Consider the following 22,690-nt stretch of genomic DNA (forward strand, 5'->3'; position numbering starts at 1 on the left):
ATAATTACCAAACAACTAACCACCCGTTTACCAAACAACCAACTACTATTACCACATTCTAATATAAGATGGCACTTTATAAATATTATTGAGTAATAAGCCCAATACAATTTCATGACTCCCATTACTCACTTGATTAAGCTCAGATGTTGTAAAATCATAGGAATAAGTGAGGTTAACCAATTTACTAATATTAAATCCGGCCATTGCAGAAAAAGAATCATCTTTTCTATAACTCCCTCCAAGCCAGAGTTTATCTTTAAAAGCAAATTTCACATTCAGATCTACTGATGTTGGTGAGGGTTGAACATATTTAACCATCACAGATGGAATTACCGCAATTTCTTCATCTACAAAAAACTTATAACCCGCGGTAGCAAAAAAGTGCGGCACTTCTTTACCTTGATTGTATTGGTTATCTCCGGAAAAGCTTAGTTTTTGTGGCAAAATCTGCTGTGCAGAAATACCGGCAAAAAGCCTTGCTCCATAAAGCCACAAACCCATACTCAAATCAGGTTTAACCTGATTAACCAACGCCCTGGATAATGCCGGATCATATGGCGTATCAAAAGTTAGGGCATTAATATCTAATGAGATACTGGATATACCAGCCGCAACACCCGCAGAAAGATTTAAATGACTATTCAGCTGTAAGTGATAGGCATAAGTTAGATTGGCATCAAGCCGCTTTAACGGACCAGTTTTATCTAAAACTGCAGTTACCCCCATTCCATGATGTGATGGAGATGACATATAATTCTGTGTATAATTTCGGTCCATAGGGTTTCCAGTTTGTTCTGGAAATGAGGTTAAGGCATTGCTCCATAACTGTTGATCGCCTAAGGCCCAGTTAGCCGAAACAAATGTTGTTTGAGGCGCATCAGCAACTCCAGCCCATTGTTTACGGTAACCCGCTTTAAAATCGATATAATTCTCAATACCAGATAGTGCAGGATTTAATAAATATTGATTAAAAATATACTGCGTATACTGTGGCTTTTGCTGAGAAAAAGCACTCACCGAAACCAAGAATGAGAGTAAAAGTAAATATTTTTTCAATTGATTTATCTGATTATGGTGAGCGGTCCGGTTACTGATTTCCTCCCATTTCTAGGGTTAATAATATAGTAATAAACGCCAACAGGGAGCGGTTCATTTTGAAAGGTACCATCAAAGGGAATTCGATATCCATTACTAAAAAACACCCTGCTTCCATTTCGGTTAAAAACTTCTACAGTTGCCTTAGGATAACTTTCCAGATAGTTGATGTTCCAAACATCATTAACATTATCTCCATTAGGCGTAAACGTATTTGGAGGCGATAATACCTGTAATACTTTAACCAATATTTTGGTTGTATTCTGACAACCACTAGGGTTTGCCTTTACCGTTAGCGTATATTCTGTATCCTCTTCCGGACTGGCAACAGGATTTAAAACTTTGTTATTGCTTAAGGCCCGGGCAGGAGTCCATTCATAAGTGAGGTTTTCTCCATCAGCAACAGCCGGAAGCTGTACCTCTCCTCCTGATAAAATAAATACGGTTGAGCCCGCATCAGCCCTTGGCGACGTATAAACCATAATGCTTTTTGTAATTGATTCAGTACAACCATTATCTGCCGTAAAAGTATAAGTAATATTGTGTGAACCTATACCAGCGAGTTTTGGATTAAAAGTACCATTTGCACTTAAGCCTCTTCCATCACTTGAATAAACTCCACCATTTCCGGCAATGCCCGAAACCTCATGAAACTGGTTGAAGGCTATATTCCCATCGTTCTCACAAACCGCAGGAAACTCATCAACAGTTATTATGGGAACTGCTTTTAGTGTAATCGTCTTACTTAAGATATCAAAACAGCGTCCTCCTGAAAAAGCAACAACTTTTATTTGATAATCCTGAGTTGCCGGGCTGCCGAAAGCCGTATAATTTAAGTCAATTTGTTGACCCTGAACCGGGATGTCAAAGGTTTGAAAACTGGAAGGTTCTCCTACTGCATCTTTATAAACTTCAATTTTGGTAATTCTTCCAAAATCAACTGTTGATTTATTTTTAATGGTTACGGTATTATTACTACAAAGCAAACCACTGGAAAGAACTTCAAAATCTGCTCTTGGCACAGTACCGTTGACCACAAATCTCTGTGTTTTTACATTCACGCATCCGTTAGCATTGGTAATGGTTAAAGTAACCTGATACTCTCCTTGTACGGTATAAGTGTGTACTCCATTTTGATCTGTTGAAGTGTTTGTACTTAAATTCGCTGCAGATAAATATCGGTCACCAAAATTCCAGGAGTAAGTTAACCCATTTGAACTGCCCGATTCGTTAACAGCTGTGCTGGTAAAGGTAGCCACAGCATCAGTTAAACAAATATCTGGCATCGTAAAATCTGCTTGTGGTAAGTCGGTTACTTTAATCACTGCTGTTTTCTCCGCGCTAATGCAGCCTCTGTTTGAGGTGGTGGTTAATTTTATTGTATACAGTCCAGCTGAGGTATACTGGTGCGTAGGATACTGATCATTTGAAGGTGCAGTGCCATCACCAAAATCCCAATTCCAATTTGTAATGGTATTTGTAGATGTGGTATTATTAATAGTCGACTGATCCTGAACTGTAAAGTTGGTATTAATACAGGTCTCAATAGGTGCTGTAAAGTTGGCTTCTGGTAATGGATAAATATCTATTACTTTTTCAACAGGATCAGAATAGCAACCAGTACCCGATTTTACAATCAATGTAACGTTGTATCTACCAGCTTGTACAAAGCGATGCTGAGGATTTTTTTCTCTGGAAATACTTCCGTCTTTAAAATCCCACTGCCATTCTGTGATGGAGAAGTCAGCGGTTCTGGCATCGCTTTGATCAGAGAAAGTCACTTCTGAATTTGCACAAGAACTTACTGGAGCAGTAAAATTTGCTACAGGTAAATCATAAATATTAAACACATAGTTGGTAATTAAATCGCCACTGGTACAGTTATTGGCATTTGCCGGAACATGCGCTAAAACCTGTAAATGATATTCATTAACTTCTGTATATACTTTGTTAACCGGATAGCTGTAAACATATGTAGTTTGGCCATTTATGGTTCTCACTTCTGGCACTGGTTGATTGATTACTTCCGGCGTTCCGCCTTCCAGTGTCCAGGTTATTTTATCGGGTTGATATGGTAAATTCACTTTAAAATCTACATTCTGTCCTACACATCCATTCGGACTTTCGTCTCTTCTAACATTATTTACGACTGTTAAATAATTATTAGAGGATAAGTTTGTTCCGGCAGAATAGGCATATGATTCAGTTGTACCATAACCATAAGCAATTGCATTAAAACCTTCACTGGCAGATAAGGTTGCGCTTTCGCTCACCAATGAAATCTGCGCATAAGAATAAGCAGCATTGCCTGGTAACACATTCCACGTAACAGATGGTGCAACACCATTTATTTTAAATGATGATGTTTTATTCGTTTTAATTAGAACGTTTAAAAAACGTGTGGGTATTTCTTGCTTAGGGGATGAAAATATGGTGATGTTATTTACATTAAATTCAACAGAATTAAGTAAAACCATATCTGCATCTCCTAACGGGGCACGTCCTCCTGATTGATTTGCACAACCTGCAGAGTACATGTATTGACTCAATAATATATTTTTATCAGCAGAAACAAATGTTCCGTTAATTGAACGTGGAGATGTATAAAAATCACCAGCTTTAGCCAGGGTACTAATTAATTCTCCATCCTGATAAATACGAGTATTATCTTCTACTGCAACTGCCCTATAAAAATATGCCTGATCTTTAAAAGGCACGATACCGTAAGTTTTACCTAAACTTGAAGTAGGATAAACCTGTTGATATAATGGATCGGAACTATTTCCACCAATACAATCGGCAATTAATATATTTGATGAGCCAGAAAAGGCGGCAAACCTCTTACATGAAGAACTTTGTGGATCAACATAAACGGAAACACCTGTTAAATCACTTAAGCCAGCAGTATATTCATAAACATCCCCTGCATTTAACTCCGGAAGATCAATCTCCCTACCACTTTTATCTTTAAGTTTAAGTTTTGTATTATTTTCTACAGCAACAACAGTTAAATAATTATATCCTTGTTCTTCAAGTCTCGACCACTCATTCTGCCGATAATTAACTGAAAAATATTTTTGCCCTAAAGTTTCGAAAGGCAAAATTAATGATGCTGCAGAACGATATCCGGCATAAATATGTGCATATGCCGCTACTTTTGGTTTACCTGTTGAAACTACAATGTGAATACCTTTATTGATTAATTTGCTGTTTGCATCATTAATATTTATATACGCCGCGCTTCTATCAACAGTAATTCCAACAGACGTATTTGCAGGGATTGTAACTAGTCCAGAGTTGTAATTCCCACAGGTAATGGTAACTTCTGTATCAAATTTGGAAGTGACAAATACCTCCAAATTAGCTAAACTACCACCCGTTGGAACGTGTGATGGGAAAACCGCCCAAAAATCTGTCCCTTCGTTTGAAATGTTTTGAGAAAATGCCTGGAAAGAAATGGATAGTACCAGAATAATAGCCCAAAGAAAACTCTTATTCATGCTTGTTGACTAATTGAGAATCGCTATACATTTGTTGGTTAAATAGATATGCAATATACTATTTATCAGGGATAACGAAAGTAAATTGAAAAAATTTAACACATTCTGAAAAAAATGTATTATTTCATATACCCTAAATCGTTTGATTAATAAATATATTCAACCTATAAGCTATTATCACACCAACCAGATTAAGTTTTACTTCCATTAACATTACGATACTAATTAATTTATAGAAATAATTTTTTGTTGGCCAGACACCAACCGATAAATAAATAATGATGAATTTATGAAGATAAATTTTCGGTTAGTGAGACACCAACCGACGGATAGAATAATATTCTAAACAACTAAAGTGAAACACCGATAGATGAATATTTAATCTTCGCTTTGATCTGACTGATCACCACTGCCCAATTTTTCTGAAAAATCTTTTGCCCGATCATCTGCTGCTGTATCACCTTGTTTTTCTGGCTCTAAATTCTCATCCAAACGATCATTCCAATCATTTAAACCTTTAGAAAGATTTTCCTGGGCTTGCTTTGAGAATTTAGATTTGTCCTGATCTTTGTTTTGATTTTCCATTATGGTTATTTATAATTAAAACATCTCCGATGAGAAAAAAGTTTATACAGCCCTTATTATTTTTTAACAGGCTCATCCTTTGCGTCTTTAAATTCCTTCACACTTTTCCCCATTCCACGCATCAATTCCGGCAACTTCTTACCCCCAAAAATTAAGAGAATTACCACCCCAATTAATATGATTTCTATAACTGACATAATTTTTATTTTTAAACAAGATACGCTAAAATGAAATATATTATTTTTAATATGCATTTAATTCATAACTAAGCTAACAGCGCATTTAATGTTCTGTCCTTAATTTGTGGAACATTACCATGCCTGATAAATTCCGCAAAGCCACGCAACTGTTTGATGGATTTAATAGCTTCATAACCCTCATAAGTAGTTCTGATCTTATTCAGCAATAGTGTATCCGTTTTAAACATATCACTTTCGGTAAGCATTCCTTTTTTTAAGAAGAGTTTAATCAATTCTGCCATTTTTCCATTTGCGTAAAGATGGAGTGGGAGTTTAAATACTTCATTATTTAATTTCTTAAATGCCTCATTGATCCATTGCACCTCTGCATCGTCATTTACTGCTATTATCCCATTCTTTAATACAACAGCATTTAAAAACTGTCTTGCCCTTTGCCTGGTTATAATTTCACCATGAATCCCATCCCGTAGGGTATAATCTAACCGATCTGCACAAAGCGATGGCATAGGCTGTTCTAAAATATTAAAAATGCCATAAATGATCTGATTTGCATTATAGCCATACTTAAGCAAAACATCCGGAATTTCAGATTTATAAATCACTTCAGCAAAAATCTTTTCATGATAATCCTCTCCAACATGATCGAATACATAATCACCAACATGAGAAAAAGCGGTATGAGAAACATCATGTAGCAAGCCGGCAATTTGTTCTAGTTCAGAGCCGCCCATTTTTTTTACCAGCATGGCTACACCTATCGCGTGCTCTAAGCGTGAATGGCAAATAGATGGATTAACCAGAAAAATTGCTCCACTCTGGTGTATGTCAGCTAAACGTTTTAATGCATCTGTTTGTAAAAGCGCATCAAATACCTTTGGAAATTCCATTTTTCCGTATAAAAAATCATTTAGCTGAATCATATAAATGGGAATAAATATTGAAGCACAAATATACTAATTTATTTAGCAAAAAGATAGAATTAATCAATCTTTACCTATCATTTAAGCTATTCAAATTAGTTAAAAAACAACTTTCAAATATTTTGAAATCTATTATTACAAAATAATGATCTACATTTCAAAAGATACAAAACAAGCAAATTAATAAAACGTTATTATTGTAAATAAACGATAATATGGCAACTGCTCAACAGATTAGAAAAGCATATATAGATTATGTTTTAACCAATGATGAAAAACCAAAAACGGTTTATTCTTTTGCAAAGAAGATTAAAATTACCGAAGCAGAATTTTATCAGTTTTTTTCATCTTTTGAAAGTATAGAGAAAACCATCTGGTTTGAATTCACTTTTGAAACCATTAGTAAAATAAAGGAGCAAGAGGTTTGGTTGCAATATACCTCACGTGAAAAAATGCTTTCTTTTTTTTATAGCTATCTCGAAAATCTAAAAAGCGAACGTAGCTTCGTTATTTATAGTTTAAAAAATTATAGGGGCAAGTTTTCTACGCCAGATATATTAGCTGGTGTTAAGCCTATTTTTGAGAATTTTGCTCAGGAAATTATTGATGAAGGTCTAGAAAACGGCGAATTGGCTGAGCGTAAATTTTTAACGAAACGTTATAAAGATGCCCTTTGGATTCAGTTTTCATTTATCCTTAATTTCTGGATCAATGATGATAGTGATGGCTTTGAGAAAAGTGACGAAGCTATTGAAAAGGGAATCAACGTTACCTTCGATCTTTTTCAGCATTCACCTATTGATAACCTGATTGATTATGGGAAGTTTCTATCCAGAAACGGGAAGTTTAAAGAAAAAATGGGATTATAATCATTAATGAAGACACAACAGAGTATTCCAACAACTAAAGTAGAGCGCTCGGCAAAATTTGTAAAAACAGGTTTTCAAATTGGCGGAAACTATATCAAGCATTATTCAAAAAAACTGTTCAATCCGGATATGGATAGAGATCAGTTAAATGAAGATAATGCAACTGATATTTATAAATCATTGAGTGAACTTAAAGGTAGTGCTTTAAAAATAGCGCAGATGTTGAGTATGGATAAAAATATCCTGCCAAAATCTTACGTAGATAAATTTACGCAATCGCAATACAATGCACCTCCCCTTTCAGGCCCTTTAATTGTGCGTACGTTTACCAAAAACTTTGGCAAAACGCCTGAGCAAATTTTTGATACATTTAATTTGAACTCCAGCAATGCCGCATCTATCGGACAAGTGCATCAAGCTACGCTTAATGGCAAAAAACTTGCCGTTAAAATTCAATACCCCGGTGTTGGTGACAGTATCTCATCAGATTTAAAACTGGTAAAGCCATTTGCTTTCCGGTTATTAGGAATGTCTGAGCGGGAACTGAATATCTACATCAAAGAAGTGGAAGAACGCTTATTAGAAGAAACAGATTATGAGCTTGAAGTAAGAAGATCAATCCAGTTCTCTGAAGACTGCAAAAACCTTGATCATGTTATTTTTCCAAAATACTATCCGGATTTATCTGGTAAACGAATTATTACGATGGATTGGCTGGATGGATTACACTTAAAAGAGTTTTTAAAAACAAATCCTTCTCAGGAACTGAGGAATAAGATCGGTCAGGCTCTTTGGGATTTTTATAATTTTCAGCAGCATGAACTTCGTGCTGTTCACGCAGACCCGCATCCTGGCAACTTTATGATTACGCCAGATGAAGATTTAGGTGTAATTGATTTTGGCTGCATTAAAGAATTGCCTAATGATTTCTATTACCCTTTCTTCTCGTTGATTTCTACAGATGTAATTAATGATAAAACCAAAACGATTGATGCCTTTAGAAAGCTGGATATGATTCATTCGGATGATACAGATGAGCAGGTAGAATTTTACTATAAGGCATATAAGGAAATGATTAGTCTTTTTGCAAAACCTTACATCAGCAAGGTATTTGATTTTAGCAAAACAGAATTTTTTGAACAATTATATCTTTATGGTGAGAAGATTTCAAAAATGCCCGAATTTAAACAAGCCAGAGGTGTAAAACATTTCATTTATGTAAACCGTACAAACTTTGGCTTATATCAAATTTTACACGAATTAAAAGCGATGGTGAATACGGATACTTATGAGCCGACTTTAAATAGATAATTAACTGTTTTTTTTCACCACATTGATCATATGGTCAATATCAAATGGCTTTTCGATATAATCATCAGCTTTGCATTCTTTTGCCTCTTCAGGAAGTTTATTAGAGGTAGAGGTGAGTACAGCAGAAACATCTTCAGTTTCAGGATCAGATTTTAATTCTTTAATTACTTCTGATCCTTTCTTTTTACCTTTGATGTGGTCATCTACAATCACAACATCCGGTTCAATTTCATCTATTCTTTCTACTGGATCAGTTGTTAATGATGCGGTAACATCAAACCCCTCTTCTTCCAATACCTGGTCCATTATTTCAAGAATTTCTTTATTGTCCTGAACAAGCACAACCTTTTTCTTCATAGAGTTTGTAAGAATATTTTTTTAAAGATAATAAAAAGGAACTATTCAAAATTCAATCCTTCGTTTTTTTACAATTGGTTCAAAAATTTTTCATGATTTCGTCTTGAATTAAAGCCCGTTCGTCGAGAATTTTACATCAATGGTATAAAAGCGACAAATGGCCTGCAACGTTTTCTCATTCGTTGCGTCTTATCTACAAAACAACAATAAAAAGACTTAAACAATTCAATAACAATTAATTAACATTTAATTATTAAATAAAAGACATTATGAAAACTTCAATCAAAACCCTAATCGCAACTTCATTAACAGCTATCGTTTTATCTACAGCTGTATTTTCAACAAGAGTTTCTGCTTCAGAAATTCACCCCTTAACAATTTCGGCAGTAGGCAATTTCAAAAAAGTCTCAGTAAAAGGAAATGTAGAAGTTATTTTAATTCAGCGCGCCAACAATGGTGTTGCTTATGCAGAAGACAATGCAGGAACTGCTAAAATTATGCACGATGGCGATGTTCTCCGTATTACTTCTACCGACAGAACAACTGCAAAAGTAATTGTATACGTAACAGACATTTACAGAATTGAAGCAGCAGAAAATGCTGTGGTTAAAACAGAAGGCAAATTAAACTCAAAATATCTTCAAATCTTTTTAAAAGGAAATGCACATGCAGAGATTAATACTACCACAGAAGGCTTATATACCGTTATTCAGGATAACGCAGATTTAAAATTAAGTGGCTCAACTGATAACCATACATTGGTAATGGGCAACACACAAAAACTTACCATTGATAAGTTTGCTGCTTTAAAAACCAATATCAGCTCAATAGAAATTTCAGCAGTAGGAAAAGAAATAGCATCAATCAACTAATTTAAAAGCACAATTCTAGAAATGGCTTTCTGATTCTTCAGGAAGCCATTTTTATTTAAGGCCTGCCGAACTTCAGATTATCTTCAGAAATGATCTGTAACTTGCTCAAATTTCTAATTAAATGAGCCATATATTTAAAAGCCGATATTCTATACTTATTGGTTTTATTATCTATTTTATTACCTTCTCTTTCATTATTCGCACCATTTTATTTGTGCTATCCTTTCCACATGCTGATTTTACTTTTTTGGAAATCTGCAGATGTTATCTTTTTGGATTTTTCTTTGATTTTGGGACAGCTTTAATTATCACTTCATTTTATGCCTTGTATTTACTGATTTTTCCAGATCGGCTATATCATACTAAATGGAATAAGGTAATTACCTTCTCTGCATTTTTTCTTTTTCTTTTACTGACGCTTTTTTCTTTCTTCGCTGAGATCACTTTTTGGCAAGAATTTGAAAGCAGATTCAATTTTATTGCTGTAGATTATCTTATCTATACTTATGAGGTAATTCATAACATTAATGAGTCTTATCCATTGCCCTATTTAATTTCAATAATGGTGATTATTGCTTTGATCATCACGTATATTTTCAGCAGATTAAAGATTTTTAAATTAAGTTTTGAAGGCATAACGCCTTTAAAGAGCAGATTAATTTATACTGTACCACTAATTTTGACGGCAATTTTGTTTTCTCTTGTTGTTAAAAATAGTGCCACAGAGCGAGGCAATAATCGCTATGCCAATGAATTGAGTAAAGCTGGTATTTATTCCTTCTTTGCAGCATTTAAAAATAACGAATTAAACTACCATGAATTTTACAAGCTTATTGACAACAAAAATGCCTTCACTATCATAAGAAATCAACTGGCTCAAAAGGGAGTATCCTTTGAAAAAGGTTTAACCATTTCGCGTGAGATTAAAGGAGCAAAATCAATTTATCAGCCGAATGTGATTATGATTACGGTTGAAAGTTTAAGTGCTGAATTTTTAGCTCATTATGGAAACACTCAAAAGCTTACACCATACCTGGATACGATTGCCAATAAAAGTGTTTTCTTTAGTGATATGTACGCAACAGGTACCAGAACCGTTAGGGGAATGGAAGCACTCACCCTATCTATACCGCCAACACCAGGGAGCAGTATTGTTAGACGAAATGACAATGAGAATCTATTTACAGTTGGCCATGTATTTAAGGAAAAGGGATATATAAATACTTTCTTTTATGGCGGTGATGGCTACTTTGATAACATGAATCACTTTTTTGGCAATAACGGCTATAATATTGTAGACAGAGGAAGAAAATTATTGGATGAAACTTATCAGGGTAGCCGAAAATTAATTGCAGATCAGGATGTAACCTTTGAAAACGCATGGGGCATTTGCGATGAAGATATTTTTAATGTAGTAATGAAAGATGCTGATGAAAAATATAAGCATCAGCAGTTGTTTAATGATTTTGTGATGACCACCTCCAATCACAGGCCTTTTACCTTTCCTGCCAATAAAATTAACTTTCCATCAGGCACCAGAGAGGCTGCTGTAAGATATACTGATTATGCAATTGGGAAATTTATTGAGCAGATTAAAACCAAACCCTATTTTAAAAATACGATTATTATCATTGTTGCAGATCATTGCGCCAGTAGTGCCGGTAAAAATGAAGTTGATATTTCCAAATATCAGATTCCCTGTATGATTTTTAATTTAAAAAACCAGCCTGCTATGAACATTTCTAAAATGACGTCACAAATAGACTTGTTTCCAACACTTTGGCATTTATTGGGCTGGAATTATACGAGTGAATTTTACGGTCAGAACGTTTTGGATGATCATTACCAATCACGTGTATTCCTGGGTACCTATCAAAAGCTGGCCTATCTTAAAGGCGACAGTTTACTGTTGTTAAGTCCACATAGAAAGGTAGATACCTATTTATATAATAAATCTAAAAATATACAGATTCCTCATCAACTATCGAAAAAAGTGGTGAATGAAGGCATTGCAAATTATCAAACAGCCTTTGATTTATTTAAGGATGGAAAATTGAAACTCAAATGAATCTTATAGGCTTTAAAACCTATAAGATTTATTTAAAATAAAATTAATTCTCCATCATAGAGGCAATCTCTTTCTCAATAGATTCTATCTCTTTTGATTTGAGTTTTTTAACCGGATCTTTTTTATTTTCCAGATATTTAACGCCCACACGTAGTGCGCTTAAACCAGAAACACCTTGTAACTCTTCCAGTTCGAGTTGTTCTAAATCATCATTAAAATACCCCTCCACCTGCATGTACTTAATATATTCCATATATTCCTTCGCTTCGTCAGGATTGAAATAAACCATTGAAACTTTATGTGGCTGGGTTAAACGTTCATTTTTTCCTTTAATCAACACTTTATCGATACGTTTCTTCACTACTTCATAACGAATGTTATAAGCACCTTCTACATCAAATCTTCTTTCATCATTTCTAAAACTAATATCGATAGCATTTGAATGTATAAATATCAGCTGGGTAGTTTCCAAAGGAAATGGCATCTCTCCGATTAATCCCTTAGATAACCTTGCAATTTCCACCATTGATGTTAATTGCCACAAGCGAATATTCTTTAAGTACAATAAATCAAAAGGTTTATTCGGCGCAATCTCCTGTCCGATATAAATGTCATATTCAACCCCGTCTGTTCTAAATTTGGCAAAATAGCAAGGATAGGAAGCCTGCAAATTTGCCTGTGATTTTTCAAGGTATTGACTCACCTCTGTATTAATCAACTGCATGGAAACTTCAAGCTGCCTGCGGTTGGCATAAGCTGCACCAGTTTCCGGAACAATTACCTTAAAATAATCATCTACAACATCAGCGGTTTGTGGGTAATTGCCTTTGATAATAGAAAGAAATGGATAAACCTCAACAGTTAAAAATTCATTAAGCTGGTTTTCATCGTTTGATGATGATAGGTCACCAATTCTCTTGATCCAATCTTTACAGTTAAACAAAATTTTATCTGTAATCTCCAATGTCACCAATTTTTTAATGGCTTTTAGGGCACTGGTTAAATGATTTAAAAGTACATTTAAGTCATCTTTTAAAGCCTTATTACGCTCAACGGTAGAGTTGCGGATATCAATGGCACCAAATAGCGGGTACATCTTTTTAAAGGTGACCGTTTCGATTTCGTTGATCTTAGCTTTACCATTATTTTTTTGAATAAAACGCCAGATGGCTTCGTTAAATTTCCATTGTACCGATGGCTGTAAGGCTGTAAATTTATCCATCAGCACTTCATCCATCTTGGCATTAAAATCTTCAATGTTGTACTGAAAAAGCTGTCCGATTAGGGGCATTGCCGGGCGCAATCTTGATAATAATTTATCATCAATAATTACTTCATGATCAGAATAAACTTCTAATACACCAGCCAGTTGCGTATTGTAATAAACGGGCAATACAGAGTATGAACATACGCCGGCCTCTTTAAGCACCCTTAGAAATGGATCTTTAGTAATCTGATCGTCACTAATGGAACTCACAAAAATAGCCTTAGGATTTTCTTTATACTTATCAACCAACGAATAAAATACCTCCTCTTCGAGGTTAGATGCCTTGGCAGAATTAATTAATTTACTTTGAGAAAATTCTTTATTATCAAAAACAAGTTTGTTATTTACCGTTAAAAAAGGCATCAATCCAAACTCCAGATTGCCATCGCCACTTAAGCTTTTTAAAGCCTGAATAACGTGTGTATAAGCTTCTGTTTGATAATTGTGGTTCACCAATGCATCACGGATTCCATCAATAGAGTGTTGAAGCGTTACATCAGTGATGGAAATAATACTAAATCCATCGAAAATAAAATCTTTAAGCGGTAAATGTTTCAGTAAATAATCCAGTTCGTTATCATCCTGAAAATGTTTGCCAAGCTCTTCGAAATTTAGTTCGGGCAGTTCACCTTTATGTTGAATATCTACAAATTTGGTATCTGTCTGGATATTGTAATACTGTGTAATCTTGGTTTCTACATTAACATGTCCGTATATAATTTCACTTTTAATTACTGTAGTGAAGTTATAGAAACGGTTTAAGATAATGTTGTAAATGAATTTGAGCTGCTTCTTTTCTACCGGATCACTATCTTTAGTTACTTTATTTTTAGGGTCGTGATCTTTAAAGAAATTATAAAATGCATTGGTGCTAAAGAAAATTTCATCCGGAACCGGCGTACTCAAGGCCCAGAATAAATCATCCTCATTATCCATTAAAGGTGTAAGAATGGTAAAAATTAATTCCAGTGTATCTTTATATTGAACCAGATCTTTTGCTTTAATACTGTTTAAAAGCACTTTCTCTTTTTCAATTTTTTCCAAAAGGAACCTGTAAAATTCAGATTTTACAGACTTTTCTGTCTTCAATCTGCCTTTTAAATATTCAACGAGCGGACGAAAAGATAAAGAAGAATCTATCTGAAAGTTAACACATTCGTTTTTATTTATCTGTATTACATTGGTATTCATGCCTGGGTTTCCTTTCTATGGAATAAATTGATTTGCTATCTTGTTCAGTACAAAGATATTAACAGTTTTCGCTATTATAGGTCTGTAAAACGTAATACTTAAATTAATGCCTTATATCCTTCAGTTACAAATTTAGTACCTAAAGTTTAAAGAGACGTAAGGATACCAGCCTTCAGATGAATGTCCCATCACAAATCGCACAACTGTGAGTGATGCCGGAGCAAAATAAAGCCCTCCTCCAACACCGTGGTGCCATGTATTGGAAACCTCATTACGTTGCCAAACCCTGCCAACATCATAAAACCCAAGTAAGCCAATTTGTCCGGGTAAAACATAACTAACCAAATCACCCAGTTTTGCCCTTAGTTCTAAATTATTGTAGAAAATATGTTCACCGGCAAATCTAAACTGACGGTAACCTTGAAGATTTCCTTGTCCGCCCAGATATAAGGCCTGATAAAATGCTGGCTTTCCAACAGTTATTCCTCCGCCAAAACGATCTGCCAGAATAAAGTTTTTCCTTCCATCTAAATTTTTATACAAGGCAATACTTGCTGTAAACTGCCCAAAAGAATTGGAATATCGATTAACACCTTTATAACCAAGCAATTTAAAATCTACAAAACTGCCCAAAGTAGGAAGCAAATCGTTATCTCTGGTATTATTGGTAAAGTTAACAATGGCACCAGCAAACATTTTTTCATTGCGAACCGTTAAACTATCTGCAGAATGTAATTGCTCCGGATTAAGGATAAAGCGCCCATCATTATCCTCCCGGTTAAATTTATAATATTGATAAGACGGACCAACCGAAAAAGTTGATTTCGGCTTGCGCCATCTGATGGCTGCATCTAACTGATACAAGTTAAACCTGGCCCTGTAATAGCGAATATCATCACCATGTTCATCAAAATGGGTATCATTACCTAACCCGAAAAAGTTCTGATTATTGTTTGGTGCATACGCATTACCATTGATAAGTAAATCACCCTTACCCAATGCCTTTAACCATTCTCCCTTATAATTAAAGCGAAAAGCCTTTGTAGAAAAAGAATGTAAAAAAGAAACTGTTTGAGAATTTCCCCAAGGCTGCTTACGGAAACCCGGATTAGTTTGCTTGTAAATTAAACCCAATAAAATACCATCATCTCTGTTATAACCTGCGTTTAAGTTATAAGATCTTCTTACATACATATCTTTAGGGATGTAACTAAAGTTTGCTGTGTCATTAGAAATAATTTTGCTGATTTTATTTTGATCATCACCTGTGTAAGTCGCTTTATCAGTGCGTCCGTATAATTTAACGGTACCTTTACTATTGGCAAAATCGTAATACTTATTCCCTTTACCACCAATAATCCTGATTTTGATGGCAGAATTTTTATTATCGAGAATTAAGCTGTCATTCCCGTTGTGCATATATACCCGAATTTCTTTAGTTACTTTCGGGTCGAATTTGCGATCGAACAGTTCATCTTTGATATTGCCTTCTTTTGATATTTTATTAATCTTCACCCGCAAACCATTGTCTTTGGTATCGCTGATCTTAATTAATTCATTTTTATTCGTGATTTCAATATCAACAATTCGGTTAAAAAAGTGGTAGTAATCATTCATTAGTTTAGGCAAACTGGCCACCCGCTCACGCAACCTTTTTAAAAATTCATCATGATGCAGTGAATAGCTTGGCTCAGGAAGTTTTCGCAATGCCTTTTCAAAAACAGCATCGTTGTAGTTTGCGCAGAAATCTTTAACGATCTGGTTAAATTCTTCTTCATCTATGCTTGCAGTCCAGCGGCTACTGATTTCCCTTCCTTCCCATAAAAACCAGTTGATGTTTTGTATTGGGCGTTCGTAGCCCTGCATCATCGGCAGCAAGGAAGATGATTGTGTAAAGCGTTGTAAAAAACCATCCGAACGGAAGAAAACCTGATCACGGTCTCTTGGTACGGGCGTGTAATTTGAACCATCCTTGGTTTTAGTTTCTTTCCAGCGCCATTGATCTTCATGCCTGTCCCAATCGCCTAATAATACATCAAGTGATCTTGCCTTTACCCAGGCCGCTCCATCTAACTTATTATCATTGTCATCTGTTAATTTTTTGTCCATTTTAGGTGAACTGTCTGATTCACCTACAGGCTCACGCTCCTCAAATAAGCATAGCGTATTGGCAAAAGCTGATTCAAATTCTCCTAAACCATCATCTGGAGAAACCCAGCCGATAATTGGATTGGAATGCGGAATTTTCGCAGCATCAGCCAAATCAGGCACAACCAATGCTGAGAATGGGTGCTGGGCAGACATGTTATCTTTAATCACATCTTTAGCAAAAGTATTGCGCAGAGCTTCTGGAAGCAGAACCTCCGGATATTTTTCGATACTCCGCAATACATACTCCTTGCCGTCTTTATCTTCCAATCTTAAAGAACGTGATTGATTACCTCCACCACGTTGAGTGGCTTTAAGTCCACCTTTCATTTTTGAGACGTGCAACACCGGAACTTTGGTTCTTTCTGCATATTCTTTTCGGTAATTTTCTCCAAAAACATAACGATGGAAACGTCCAACACTATCATATTCCGGTTTAATGCGTACAAAAATACTATCGGCAGTAAGCGGCTTATCTCTGTTTTTAATTTTTGAAGGAATTTCCTCAAACTTTTTGACATAGCTGTAAACCTTTTTAACACTGGTATCCGAATAAACATAATATTCGTAGCGCATATCATTATTTTTTAACTGATCAGCAATAACATAACCCTGTTGCATTTCCTGAAATAAGGAATTTTTTCCTTTTTTATTTGGAGAGACCTTTGATCCAGAACCACTGATAATCTGCAACTGTTTACCCTTAATCATTTGTAAACCATGCTCATGACCTGCTACATAAGTTACATTCGGATAATCACCAAAAACACCATTAACAGACTTGATCATATCTTTATATGCCGGATGATTCAAATCTTCAGGGCTTAAAAGTGTAGAACGCAGAAAAGGATAAACTGAGCCTAAAACCGGCATTGGGATATATAAATTCTTATTTAATGAAGTTAGTGGAAAAAGGTGATTCCTCAAATTAAAATAGCCACCATGCGGACCATAACTTTGGAATGGATGGTGTGAAGCCAATAAAATCACTTTGTTTTTATTTTGTTCCAGCAGTTCTTCCATGCGCACCAGCACTTCGTCTTTGGTATTGCAATCACATTCGCCTGCCGGATTGGATTTTTTATAAGGAAATAACCACCACTCACTGTCGTAAGCAATAATGGTCAGTTTATCAGTAAGGTTAATCGCTACCGGATCAGGACATCCATTTGCGGGAACTAATTTTAATAAAGGATCGTTCTGCGCTTTTAAATAATCATCCTGTGCTTTAATTTTCGCCAAACCATTTGGTCCGGATTTATCCCAGTCGTGATTGCCCGGAATAAAATAAACTGTTGCACCCATATTGCGCATGGGTTCAAACTGAGAGCGTAAGATTTTTTTTGTTTCCTCTTCTTCAATGCTTCCCGGCAAGCCCATCCCGGTGGGATAAATGTTATCACCAAGATATACCACAGTGGTTTTTTTTGGAATAATTTGCTTGGCAGCATTTTTTAAGTCCTGCATCTGGCCGGGATTCATTTCTCCGGCATCGCCGAAAAGAATAACACGGTATTTAACATCATCCTGAGCGAAAGAATTAAAAACAAATATAAAAAAGAAGGTAATAATTAGGGTAAACGTTTTGATCATCGCTTAGGGCTTAATTGATATAAAGATAATTAATTTTGAGAAAGGCTATTTACCCTTAAACAATAAAATATTCCCTGCAGACAAAGATCCACCTTCATTTGAAATATAAAGATTATTATCCCGATCAAAAGCAATACCCTCGGGTTGGTTAAAAGCACCTCCCTTTAAAGCTTGAGTTGATTTTATTTTAAAGTTTGCATCTGTAATCACCAATAACTTATTCATAGAAGAAAGGATGTACCACTCTCCTGTTTTCGGATTTTTAGTTAATGCCGAGGGGCGGAAATTCATTTTAGATGTACCTGCCGCAGCAGCAATTTCCTGATGAGACAGGCCAAAAGTGCCCGAGGGTGTGAAAGTGCCTTGGTTAAATTTAAAAGCGAAAATTTCAGTATTACCCTTTTTGCCCTTTTTTACCTCTTTAGTTAAAATATAAACCATTCCGGCTTTTTCATCTGTAGCTAAACCTTCATATTCAGCTTTTGGCACCAAATCTTTTGTTTTAGTAACATCAGCTATTTCAGCTGTATTAATTTTTGAAATCGGAAAAGTATGCAGTTCTCCATTGCTTTTTAACACAATTACCTGATCATTAATGATCGCCAGGTCCTCATAATCGCCTTTCCCACCAAATTTGGTGAATTTAGCCTCTTTATCATTTAAGCCTAAATGAAATAAATCTCCATCCTCATCCTGAATAGCAAAAACCTGTTTCGGATCGCCATTGTGAAAAGTAATGCCAGATATTTCGAACAAATTTTGTGGCATATTATATTTAACCGGATTGGCCAGATCATAAGGAAAATCTGCATTTCCCGTATTTGAAGCGCTATTTTCTGTCGTTACTTTGTTCTTCTTGCTGCCTTTATCATCGTGCTGACCGTTTACACATGAAACCCCAATAAATGCTATGGCAAAAAGTATAATGATCGATGTCAGTTTTGTTTTATTCTTGTTCATAAAAATTAATACTTGTTTTTTAAAAATTGATAGATGGCCTGTTGTGAAGCAATGGCTGATTCGCCAGCCAAAACAGGAACATTTTCCATTTGATCATTTATCATAACAGCCTGCACGTTATCCTGTTTTTGAATCTCAATAATTTCGAGAATTTCTTTTTTAATTTGCTCGTCATAAATAGGAAAGCAAACTTCTATCCTGCGGTAAATATTCCTGTTCATCCAGTCGGCAGAGCCCAGATAAACATCATTTTTTCCGAGGTTATGGAAGATAAAAATCCTTCCATGTTCCAGGTAACGGTCTACAATTCTTGTTACTTTAATATTGTCACTCATTCCTTTCACCCCTGGAATAAGCCTGCAAATGCTTCTCACTATCATTTCAATCTTGACTCCAGCTTGCGAGGCCTCGTAAAGTTTATTGATTAAAACCTTTTCTTCCAGGTTATTCATTTTGATGGTAATGGCTGCTGGCTTACCTTGTTTGGCATGTTCAATTTCCCGCTCAATTAGCTGTAAAAAAACTTGCTGAAGATTAAACTGCGCCACCAGCAAGTGTTGAAAAGGAATCAAATCTGCAGAAGTTGGTTTCACTCGTTTTGCCAGAAAAATAAACAATAACTCTACTTCACGCAGCATTTCTTTATGAGCCGTCATTAAAATATGATCGGTATAAAATGAAGCAGTGCTTTCGTTAAAATTCCCTGTAGCAAACAAGCCCAGATACTGCATCCGGCCTGCTACCTCACGTTTCACCAAGGCTACCTTCGCATGGACTTTAAGTGCCGTAACACTGTAAATGATATCTACTCCTACTGATTTCATTTTTTTTGCCCATTTGATGTTATTTGCTTCATCAAACCGGGCTTTCAATTCAACCAGAACAGTTACTTTCTTTCCATTTTTAGCCGCACTAATTAAGGCATTCACAATTTTTGAGTCGCTCGCTACCCGATAAAGCGTAACATAAATCTCCTTTACCGCCTCATCTATCGCGGCTTCATTAAAGAACCGCAACACGCTATCATAACTCTGAAATGGTGTATGGATAATGATATCCTTTTTAGTAATGGCTGCTGTAAGGGTATTTTCTACGAAATCGGTATTACAAATTTTTGCCCAGGGAGCATTTAATAACCGGTCATTCTTAACCGGAAACCCCATTAGGTCTTTCAGGTTATGGTATTGCCCCCCTTCTACCATATTTGCTTTTTTAAGGTTGAAAAGTTTTTTAATTACCTCAAAAACATTTGCAGGAATACCTGGCTGATGCAAGAATCGGGTAGCCAAGCCCAAATCACGCTTCATCAGCTGCTTTTCAAGCTGTTCAGATAAATTTCCAGCATATTCATCCTTTAAATCAATTTCTGCATCTCTGGTAATTTTAAAACTGAAACAACCCAGTACTTCATCATGAGGAAAAATACGATCTAAATGAAAGCGAATAATATCATCCAGGAAAACAACAAATGTTTCTTGTTCACCATCAACTTTATAAAATCTGGGCAACTCATTTGATGGAATATTTAAAATAACAGACTTGGTTTCCTCACCATTTTTTAAAGTAATCAGGAAGTACAGCTCATTATTTGCGGGAAAAAAATTAGTTTCCTCGTCTAAATAAACAGGTTGTAAAAAGGCCATCACCTGACTCAAAAAATATCTTTTAATTGGCTTTTGAATTTCGGCTGGAAATGGTTGCCCGTAAAGCAGATTAATATTTTGTTCCTTTAACTGTGGAATAATTTCCAATTGCAGGATTCTACCATATTGCTGCTGCTGACGGGAAATCAAATGATTGGCACTTTTCAGCAGATCTTCTTCAATGTGAATATCATTATTTTCTTTATTGCTCAATTTTTCGAGTGCGAGTAATACAGGCATGCGAACGCGATAAAACTCATCCAGATTAGAGGAGAAAATAGACAGAAATTTAATCCGCTCCAGCAATGGAACGGTACTTCGGCCAGCTTCTGTTAAAATCCGCTCATTAAATTTTAACCAGCTTAAATCTCTATTGAAAAAAGCAGTTTCAGTAGTTTGTTCCATTAAAGTTTACCGTAAGCTGCATATGCAATAACGAAGGCCAATACCGCCGCAATTAACCCAAACATAAAAATATTGTAAGCCAGGCGGATCAGTTTGTATTTCCGGCCTAAAACTACCCCCTGAGAATATACATCTGTGATCAGTGTGCCATATAAAAAGTCCTTATCATTCATTACCTGGATCATGCCATCGGTATAGCGAGGCAAACTCATTTTATAAAAGTTACCGAAAAACAGGAGGTTTACCTTTTTGTTATCCATATCCTCCTGTGTAAATTCTCCTTCAGGAATGGATGGACGGGTGGATAAGATGGAAACCACTACACAGCTTAAACTCACAATCAATAAAATAAAGGTTGGAATAATGAGGTTGCCATGATCTTCCAATCTTCTTAAAAGCAAACTCACAATCAGCGATAGCATAATTGAGTTTACGGTAATTAAAATATGAGCCTTATTATCGGCCATATCACTCAATCTTTGATTATTGGCTGAGGTAATCCTGAACATGGTTTCGATCCCTTTATCCGGTCGATCACCTTTGCTCTTCTTTTTAAAATCCTTGTTGTCTGGCACCAATTGTGGCGCAAAATTTTTAGGTTCTTCCTGCTCAACCGCAATTTCTTCCTGCGTGGTAAGTTTGCTTTTAAGTTTACTGATATTGGCCTGTTTCTGATCGGTGAGTAACAGCGCAGCATAGTCGGTTTGGTAATGATGAGATTCCATAAACTGAATGTCTCTTTTTCGCCAATCCAGTTTGCTGATTTTTTTATTATAAATCAGTTCAACTTCTTTGTGCATCAGTTTTCCCTTCTTGCGGAAATCAGGTAAGCCCAAATGAAATAAATCTGCATCACAAATAATTTTATCGATCTGATTTTTTGGATCTTGTGGAATCCTGGTGGCTAAAATAGCGCTTTTAACGCTTTCTTTAATTTCGTTACCAACCTGATTTTCCGTTAAAAATTTTTCAGCCAGTTCTGCACCTTTTTCTTCATGTTTTAGCGCATCGTCAAAATAACCAGTATCGTGAAAATAGGCTGCAACCGTAATGGTGAAAAAATCCTGTTCATTTAATTGATAATGATTGGCAATTTGCTGCGCAGCGTTTACCACTTCCTGCGTATGTTCGAGGTTGTGATAAACCAATCTTGGATCATGATGGGTATGAAAGTAATTGCCAACGTATTTTTCTACCTCGTGTTGCAATTGTTTATAGTCTAAGGGCATATGGCTGTAATGTGATCTTTTTTTATGGTACGCCTGTACGGTTTTGTAAATCTTTTAAAACTAAAAATTACTGGTAATAATGGATATAAAACTACGCTAAATTTAAATAAAATACAGCCTTTTAACATTTAACAAAATTTAGGCTTCATTGTTATGCAAATGGAATCAACGCAATTTAATCAGGATGGTTTTATAATTCCAAGCCTAAACCAGGCAATGCTTTTTCAAAACGATTACAATACCTTGAAAATAAAGCCGATGCCAGATTTACGATATTTTTTGAAAAAAAGTTTTTCAAAAGCCGATGCAATTTTGTAACATTGCACTCGCAAAAAACAAATGTTTTTTCGGGGCCTATAGCTCAGTTGGTTAGAGTAGAAGACTCATAATCTTTTGGTCGCTGGTTCGAGCCCAGCTGGGCCCACTAATAAAAAGTCGCCCTTCAGTTACACTGAAGGGCTTTTTCATGCCTTT

15 protein-coding genes and 1 tRNA gene are annotated in these 22,690 nt (G+C 35.6%); 5 read left to right on the forward strand and 11 right to left on the reverse strand.

Annotated elements, in window-relative coordinates:
* Positions 1-48: 48 nt before the first annotated feature.
* The 5 genes from AN34_RS08850 to AN34_RS08870 all read right to left on the reverse strand — a co-directional run bounded on the left by AN34_RS08850 (position 49) and on the right by AN34_RS08870 (position 6,303).
* A complete protein-coding gene (locus AN34_RS08850) occupies positions 49-1,059 on the reverse strand; it encodes a type IX secretion system membrane protein PorP/SprF (protein WP_029284418.1) in 1,011 nt (336 codons plus the stop codon).
* 5 nt (positions 1,060-1,064) lie between these two features.
* Positions 1,065-4,598, reverse strand: a complete 3,534-nt coding sequence (locus AN34_RS08855) for a T9SS C-terminal target domain-containing protein (protein WP_029284420.1) — start codon at positions 4,596-4,598, stop codon at positions 1,065-1,067.
* A 378-nt stretch (positions 4,599-4,976) separates the two neighbouring features.
* Positions 4,977-5,183 (reverse strand): hypothetical protein, encoded by a 207-nt coding sequence (locus tag AN34_RS08860; RefSeq protein WP_029284422.1) that lies wholly within the window; start codon positions 5,181-5,183, stop codon positions 4,977-4,979.
* Positions 5,184-5,239: 56 nt separating this feature from the next.
* Positions 5,240-5,380, reverse strand: a complete 141-nt coding sequence (tatA, locus tag AN34_RS08865) for a twin-arginine translocase TatA/TatE family subunit (protein ID WP_082468368.1) — start codon at positions 5,378-5,380, stop codon at positions 5,240-5,242.
* A gap of 68 nt (positions 5,381-5,448) precedes the next feature.
* The gene (locus AN34_RS08870; protein ID WP_051666358.1) at positions 5,449-6,303 is read right to left on the reverse strand and encodes an HD domain-containing protein; all 855 of its coding nucleotides are present in this window, start codon (positions 6,301-6,303) and stop codon (positions 5,449-5,451) included.
* Between the two features lie 215 nt (positions 6,304-6,518).
* On the opposite strand from AN34_RS08870, the gene AN34_RS08875 reads away from it, so the two are divergent.
* Both AN34_RS08875 and AN34_RS08880 read left to right on the forward strand, forming a co-directional pair.
* The gene (locus AN34_RS08875; RefSeq protein WP_029284426.1) at positions 6,519-7,172 is read left to right on the forward strand and encodes a TetR family transcriptional regulator C-terminal domain-containing protein; all 654 of its coding nucleotides are present in this window, start codon (positions 6,519-6,521) and stop codon (positions 7,170-7,172) included.
* Positions 7,173-7,178: 6 nt separating this feature from the next.
* Positions 7,179-8,483, forward strand: a complete 1,305-nt coding sequence (locus AN34_RS08880) for an AarF/ABC1/UbiB kinase family protein (protein WP_029284428.1) — start codon at positions 7,179-7,181, stop codon at positions 8,481-8,483.
* Here the strand turns inward: AN34_RS08880 and AN34_RS08885 are convergent, their stop codons facing one another.
* Entirely contained in the window at positions 8,484-8,840 is a 357-nt protein-coding gene (locus AN34_RS08885; RefSeq protein ID WP_029284430.1) for a two-component system response regulator, read from the reverse strand.
* A 269-nt stretch (positions 8,841-9,109) separates the two neighbouring features.
* Between AN34_RS08885 and AN34_RS08890 the strand changes: the two genes are divergently transcribed.
* Positions 9,110-9,712, forward strand: coding sequence for a GIN domain-containing protein (locus AN34_RS08890; RefSeq protein ID WP_029284432.1), 603 nt, complete (start codon positions 9,110-9,112; stop codon positions 9,710-9,712).
* Between the two features lie 121 nt (positions 9,713-9,833).
* Positions 9,834-11,780 carry an LTA synthase family protein gene (locus tag AN34_RS08895; protein ID WP_029284434.1) on the forward strand — a complete coding sequence of 649 codons (1,947 nt, stop codon included), beginning with the start codon at positions 9,834-9,836 and terminating at the stop codon, positions 11,778-11,780.
* 43 nt (positions 11,781-11,823) lie between these two features.
* Here AN34_RS08895 and AN34_RS08900 read toward each other — a convergent pair whose 3' ends face one another.
* The 5 genes from AN34_RS08900 to AN34_RS08920 all read right to left on the reverse strand — a co-directional run bounded on the left by AN34_RS08900 (position 11,824) and on the right by AN34_RS08920 (position 22,216).
* The gene (locus tag AN34_RS08900; RefSeq protein WP_051666360.1) at positions 11,824-14,238 is read right to left on the reverse strand and encodes a GAF domain-containing protein; all 2,415 of its coding nucleotides are present in this window, start codon (positions 14,236-14,238) and stop codon (positions 11,824-11,826) included.
* A gap of 132 nt (positions 14,239-14,370) precedes the next feature.
* Positions 14,371-17,979, reverse strand: coding sequence for a BamA/TamA family outer membrane protein (locus tag AN34_RS08905; RefSeq protein WP_029284439.1), 3,609 nt, complete (start codon positions 17,977-17,979; stop codon positions 14,371-14,373).
* A 45-nt stretch (positions 17,980-18,024) separates the two neighbouring features.
* The gene (locus AN34_RS08910) at positions 18,025-18,939 is read right to left on the reverse strand and encodes an SdiA-regulated domain-containing protein (protein WP_036676840.1); all 915 of its coding nucleotides are present in this window, start codon (positions 18,937-18,939) and stop codon (positions 18,025-18,027) included.
* A gap of 5 nt (positions 18,940-18,944) precedes the next feature.
* Positions 18,945-20,987 carry a polyphosphate kinase 1 gene (ppk1, locus tag AN34_RS08915; RefSeq protein WP_029284443.1) on the reverse strand — a complete coding sequence of 681 codons (2,043 nt, stop codon included), beginning with the start codon at positions 20,985-20,987 and terminating at the stop codon, positions 18,945-18,947.
* A complete protein-coding gene (locus AN34_RS08920) occupies positions 20,987-22,216 on the reverse strand; it encodes a Pycsar system effector family protein (RefSeq protein ID WP_029284445.1) in 1,230 nt (409 codons plus the stop codon). Before AN34_RS08920 ends, ppk1 begins: the two co-directional genes overlap by 1 nt.
* A gap of 350 nt (positions 22,217-22,566) precedes the next feature.
* On the opposite strand from AN34_RS08920, the gene AN34_RS08925 reads away from it, so the two are divergent.
* A tRNA-Ile gene (locus AN34_RS08925) sits at positions 22,567-22,640 on the forward strand.
* The last annotated feature ends 50 nt before the right edge of the window (positions 22,641-22,690 follow it).

Origin of the sequence: Pedobacter sp. R20-19, from assembly GCF_000708265.2 — a bacterium.
Classification (GTDB): Bacteria; Bacteroidota; Bacteroidia; order Sphingobacteriales; family Sphingobacteriaceae; genus Pedobacter.